Origin of the sequence: Belnapia moabensis DSM 16746, assembly GCF_000745835.1 — a bacterium.
Taxonomy (GTDB): domain Bacteria; phylum Pseudomonadota; class Alphaproteobacteria; order Acetobacterales; family Acetobacteraceae; genus Belnapia; species Belnapia moabensis.
On the sequence record NZ_JQKB01000179.1, the window covers coordinates 1 to 5,332 of the forward strand.

The window sequence follows — 5,332 nt, forward strand, 5'->3', positions numbered from 1 at the left end:
AAGGCAGGAGGAAGGCTCATGGCCAGCACCCCAGATGACCTGCGCGCCCGGATCGAGGCCTACCCCTGGCCAGCCGGGCGCGGTGGCATCGAGGTGGTGCGCGCCAACAGGGGCTACACGCTCTACAGCCAGCGCACCGGCGGACCTGTCGCCCGGCTGCGCCTAACCGGCCAGGGTGACAGAGTTCAGGTTCTCTGGTGGCGCCGCGAGGCTTGGGGCAACCCGGGCCCGTTCGGCCGCGAGGTCATGCCGCTCGACGACGCTCTCGCCTTTATCGCCGCCGAGGGCTTTTTCTGGATCCATGCATCATGACGAGATCGTCACAGCATGTGCAAACTCAAGCTTAGGGAGGCTGCACGGAAAGCGGATTGCCTCTCCTTTGCATATGGCGGCGGCGACGTGTCGGAGCTTGTCGCTCTCCTTCGGCAGATTGCTAGACGTGAGCACTGCACGGTGGAGTACACCGCAGTTTCGGGATGCCCGGGGATTATCACGGTGCATTTCGTCCGACAGGGTGCAGTGGTCTTGGCAGGCATGGCTCGTTAGATCGCCCGAAGACGCCGGCTGGCGGTGTTGCGAGCAGGCGAACCGCGTTCCGGCAGCCATATGGGTATCCCGGTGTGCTGCAGCACGACCGGAGCGGGACGGTGGCTATAGACCCGCCCAGCAAGCGACGGCATCTCGTGCAGAGTGATCACCTACTCACTCAACAATCCGTTGTTCTTGCAAACCAACATGCTTGGGCAGCGTATCTCCAAGCGTTGTATGGCGCCGTCCAAGATACCTAGGGGGAGCAGTTCAATGCAGGAGCGGTTTGCGGTCATCTACGTCGTCGAGTGGATGGGCTCTCCTCGTGAGAGATACTTCCCCACCCTCACAGTTGCCCTCAACTTTGCCAGCCGCATCACCACGGACGGCACCACTGCCTACCCTGATGTAGCTGCCATCGTCCGCATGACACGGGCGCACGAGCATTGTGCTTGGGAAGAGGACCAGAGTTTCGAGGTCATCGAAGTGAGTGGCAGGAAGCACCCCCAAAGGCACGGCCATAGTGCCTTGCTGGATCAGGCTTGGGGGCACGTATAGCTCAGCAACGGCTGGCAGGTTGATCCGGATAGGCACTTCCTCGTGGGATGTTGGCGGCTACAATCAGCACCAACGGTGCGGTCTCGATGGTGCCTCAGGCACATGGGTGACAATCTCGTCGATGCCGCGGCACGGCAGTGTCCGCGTGGCGGTCACTCCGGAAATATCGCGCCATCATAATAGGGTGGCATCCTATGCGAAGGGCCGCACCTTGCTGGCGTGCGTACGAGTTCCGTGCTGTCACAATCGTTCTCGGCTGAACGCACAACCTTAAAACCGAAACGATTGTAAAAAGTGAGTAGCCGTTCGCGGCCAGCCAATACGATGAGGCGAACTGGACGGCCTGCGCGGTCGGCATAGCTGCACAATGCACTAAGTACCTCAGTGCCTGTCCCTGGCGGCGCACACGGGCGGCGGCAGAGCCATTCGAGGTCGATGCCGTTCAGCCCATCTTGCACCGTCAACTGAACCCCGAGCCGGTCGGCGTAGTCCCGTAGCGCGTCGATCTCAGCCGATGCGCTCTCGGCCGTAGCATGCCTCGGCGGCAGGATGCATAGAAGCTTCTCGCTACTGCACAACAGGCTCAACGGCGGCGTGGTTGCACTCAACCCAACCATCACGGGCGGTCATTCTGGCTGGAGGTTGTTTCAGGCCGCGGAGGCTTCGCCGGTCCGCATGGCGCTGAATGGGGGACCTGGGGCAGGCCACTGCACGTAGCCCCATCTGGCAACAGTTTGGCCGCCATCGTCGCCAGGAGCAGGCCGATGCAGGGTTCTTTGGCTATGAGGTGCCCGTTGGATGCGTCACGAGCCCCGATTTCGGTGTCGTCGCGAGTAATCCAGTAATACCTCCCGGCTAGGGTGAGGATGGCAACTTTTCTGCGACCTTGGTCGACGAGGATGTCGGCCCTCGCACCCGGAACCGCTGCCACAAAGCGCTGCAAACAGCCGCGCTCAGCGTCCCGAAGCCTTCGTAGATAAGGGAAGGGGAGGACGGCGCCGCGCCGCATGTTGGGTTTCCTAAACTGCCATCCTCAATCATAAGTTGTGATTGGGCGCATATACAACGTCCGGCATACCAACCGTCAGCGGTGATGCAGGAAAAGCACACTAAGCAGAACCATCTTAGATTGCCCTGCGGCTGTGTTGGACGAGAAATCTCTACCGCTGATAGAGAGACACCCAGTAAACCTCTGTTTTCTGGGAAGTGGCACCATGCAGGTCGCGCCGATCTTCACTGAAGCCGATTACAGGCAGGCCTTGAACGAGATCAGGCGCCTCGTTGCGGCTGAGCCTGATCTTGGAACGCCAGACGGAGAATGGGTGGAAGCCCTGACCTCCGCTGCCGAGGTGTTCGAGGCAGGCCACCACCTTTTGGACCTCGCCGATATCGCGGCTCGGTAAACAGCCGTCGCTCGCACCTCAGTTGCCCAGGAATCTAGCATGCAGTGGAATTCAGCCGTGATGGCAGGGCAGACGGGTTCAACCACCCTCAACTCACGCGGGCATGCTGACAGCACTGTTTCCGATTTGCTGCATCTAGGCAGGGCCAGCGCCTATAGGGATCAGCCATCCAAAACGGCAGTGGTCAGCCCTGCCAATGGCGTCCACGATCTATGGGCGGAAGTGAGGCGCCATTGGCTCGGTGCGACGTGGCCAGCCTGATCATGTATTCCGACTACCAAGACGCGCTGTTCTGCTGCACTACGGTAAGCGTTCGTCCCGGACATTATGCTCTCGATCCAACCATGCTTCGAGCTTGGGTAGGCGGGCTGCGAGGTCAGACGACAGAGGCGGATCACTGGACCTTCATCGCCACATCCAGCCTCAAGCTCCATAAAGCCGTGGGTCGGCGCAAGCATGCAACGAGGACGTAGCCAAGGCCACGGCGAGTTTGGCCACCCTTGGTCTAGATCGGCCGGACCGCTGGGCTGGCCTACTGGCGTGCGTGACATCAAGCAAAACCCGGGTGCCATCGTCCGGCAGGCTCGGGGCCATACCCCGGCCAAAGGACCGGCAACATGACGGGCCTGACCTTATATTCCACGACCTCCTCAGCCGTGAGGTCGCTGGGATCGTACTATTCAACACCACCACACGATGCCGCTTAACACGATCCTTGGGGACCGCCTGCTGCGCGCACCGCAATGGCCCGTGTTGGTGCCGTTCCTCTAACTGAGCATCGGCGTCTGGCCGCCCGTTCGATCGACAGGAATGTGGGCGAACACGTCCCTACTGCGATCTTGACGCTGCATCATGCAAGCGCTCTTGCGCTTGCAACAGCCGCGCGGTGGGTAGCCCGCTTAGGTCCAGTGCGGCTCGCCCTTGGCGAGAAACCAAATCCAAACACCGCTTTCAAGAGGCGGCCGGACTCGCCGGCCAGCCCCGAAGCTTACTACCAGATGCTATCCGAGGCCGTGTAGCTGACATCGTAGAGCGTGATCGAGGTGTTGGGGTTGATGTTCAGTGCCCCGACAACAGCATCAACGCCACCATGGGCGAAATCCTCGCCGACGTTTTTGGTGATCGTCCCATAGACCTCGCCATCGACCGCGTAGGTGAGCTTCCCTGGCTGCCAGTCGAGCGTATACGTATGCACCTTGCTCTCGTCGAGCCCATCATAGGTGACGGTCCGGTAGCCGTCGCCACCATCTGACTTTTCGTGATGCGCGGTTCCGTAAGCACGGCCGTTGTGGATTTCAACCACATCCATCTCCGTACCCGGCCACTCGTCATTGCCCGGCCAGAGCAGCGCAGCAGGCCCCTGCTGATTGCCCTTCATCGAGAGAGTGAACTCGTAAGTTCCATAGCCGTTGCCGGCAGAATCGCCAGTTGGCCGCTGCATGATTCCCGAATAACCGGTCAGCGTAACCTGCCCGTCCTTGCTGGTATCGACGCTGCCCCAGGTGTGGTTGAGAATACCGACACCGTTATCGAAGCTCTCATAGAAGTCTGCCAAATTACGAACTCACATCTCATTCTGTCATGGAAGGTGAACGGTTCTCCGCACACACGAAGAGGTGCTAAAGGCGTTGGAGAGGGGGAGTCAACCGCATCAATTGTGCTGACAGACTGGGTCATTGTCGATCGGGACTAGACTTGCAAACGAGCCGCAATGCAGATCGCATGCTGCATGCCATCAACGTCCTAATCAGGCCAAGCCAAGTCATCTCGTAGAGATAGCGGCAGCCAACATAAAATGCAGTCTCCTCTTTTGCCGCGGAGGCGTCTCGCGCCGGAGCGGCCGCGGCAGCCCAAGCTTCTCAGCGAGGGCAGTAAGCGTCAGAACCACGCATCTTGTCCCGACGGATTGGATATCGACCGGGCATTCGGTATGGGAGCCACGCAGCACTACCAGCCTCGGACGCATAATCGGGCCAAGAAGTGAAGCCGCGCCACCCATGTGCGGCGGCAGCCCGGCTTAGTGGCCAAGCTTTTCGCGTATCTCGTCGCGTTTGAACGGGGCCTAACCCCGGAACGCAGGGTGAGCGACGACCGTCTCAGCGTCGGTGGGCGGCCGATACGGAACTTCGACGACCGCTTCCTCCGCTAAGTCACGCCCGAACCGGCCCTGACGCGCTCGACGAACACAGCGGCCGTGCGGTCGGCTTCAAGGGACCCTGGGCAGGATGCGCGACATTGCTCAATGGCTTTGGGTTGTGGCCGACGTTGATAAGGAGACGGGAGACCTCGCGCTCGGTACCTATGAGGCAACCCTCCTCGACCTCACCGCCGCCTACGCTGCCCTGGTTTACCGAGGTGTGCTGGTCAGGCCATACGCCGTGCAGGTGGTCCGCGGCAATAACGGCCACCGCCTCTACACGCGGTTGGAGCGAACGCAGGAGCCGGTCTTCAGGCTCAGAACGCCCAGCAGATGAGGCGTATGCTCGCAGAGATGATGCGGTGGCCTTGCCCCGCCTTCACGGACAGCGTTACGCGACTGAAGCAGCCGCATGGAACGCCGCGACCTTCTGCTCTGGTGTGAGATAGCCCAGAGCCGAATGCAAGCGGCGTCGGTTGTACCAGCCTTCCAAGAACAGGAACACATCAGCAGTAGCTTCATCGCGCGTCAGGTAGTCGCGCTGTTCGACGAGTTCGCCTTTCAGCGTGGCATAGAAGCTCTCCATTGGCGCATTGTCCCAGCAATCTCCCTTGCGGCTCATGGAGCAGAGCATGCCGTGCTGCTGCAATCGCTTGCGGTACTCGTGAGCTGCGAATTGCACCCCACGATCTGAGTGATGGGTCAG

Annotated in this window: 5 protein-coding genes; 3 read left to right on the forward strand and 2 right to left on the reverse strand. The window is 60.6% G+C overall.

Annotated features, from left to right (window positions below; genetic code table 11):
* Positions 1–18: 18 nt before the first annotated feature.
* The gene (locus tag EP26_RS36565; RefSeq protein ID WP_043341548.1) at positions 19–312 is read left to right on the forward strand and encodes a hypothetical protein; all 294 of its coding nucleotides are present in this window, start codon (positions 19–21) and stop codon (positions 310–312) included.
* A 1,988-nt stretch (positions 313–2,300) separates the two neighbouring features.
* Positions 2,301–2,489 carry a hypothetical protein gene (locus EP26_RS29610; protein ID WP_043344811.1) on the forward strand — a complete coding sequence of 63 codons (189 nt, stop codon included), beginning with the start codon at positions 2,301–2,303 and terminating at the stop codon, positions 2,487–2,489.
* Between the two features lie 991 nt (positions 2,490–3,480).
* Here the strand turns inward: EP26_RS29610 and EP26_RS29615 are convergent.
* Positions 3,481–4,044 carry a family 16 glycosylhydrolase gene (locus EP26_RS29615; protein ID WP_043344812.1) on the reverse strand — a complete coding sequence of 188 codons (564 nt, stop codon included), beginning with the start codon at positions 4,042–4,044 and terminating at the stop codon, positions 3,481–3,483.
* Positions 4,045–4,714: 670 nt separating this feature from the next.
* Between EP26_RS29615 and EP26_RS29620 the strand changes: the two genes are divergently transcribed.
* Positions 4,715–4,963 (forward strand): hypothetical protein, encoded by a 249-nt coding sequence (locus EP26_RS29620; protein WP_157033931.1) that lies wholly within the window; start codon positions 4,715–4,717, stop codon positions 4,961–4,963.
* Positions 4,964–5,017: 54 nt separating this feature from the next.
* Here EP26_RS29620 and EP26_RS29625 read toward each other — a convergent pair.
* Positions 5,018–5,332, reverse strand: a 315-nt coding sequence (locus tag EP26_RS29625; RefSeq protein WP_043344815.1) for an integrase core domain-containing protein, incomplete at its 5' end; no start/stop codon positions are given.

What these genes read in the sequence shown, in the direction of transcription:
- EP26_RS36565 (WP_043341548.1), top strand. Translation starts at nt 19, where the DNA reads ATGGCCAGCACCCCAGATGACCTGCGCGCCCGGATCGAGGCCTACCCC.
- EP26_RS29620 (WP_157033931.1), top strand. Translation starts at nt 4,715, where the DNA reads ATGCGCGACATTGCTCAATGGCTTTGGGTTGTGGCCGACGTTGATAAG.
- EP26_RS29610 (WP_043344811.1), top strand. Translation starts at nt 2,301, where the DNA reads ATGCAGGTCGCGCCGATCTTCACTGAAGCCGATTACAGGCAGGCCTTG.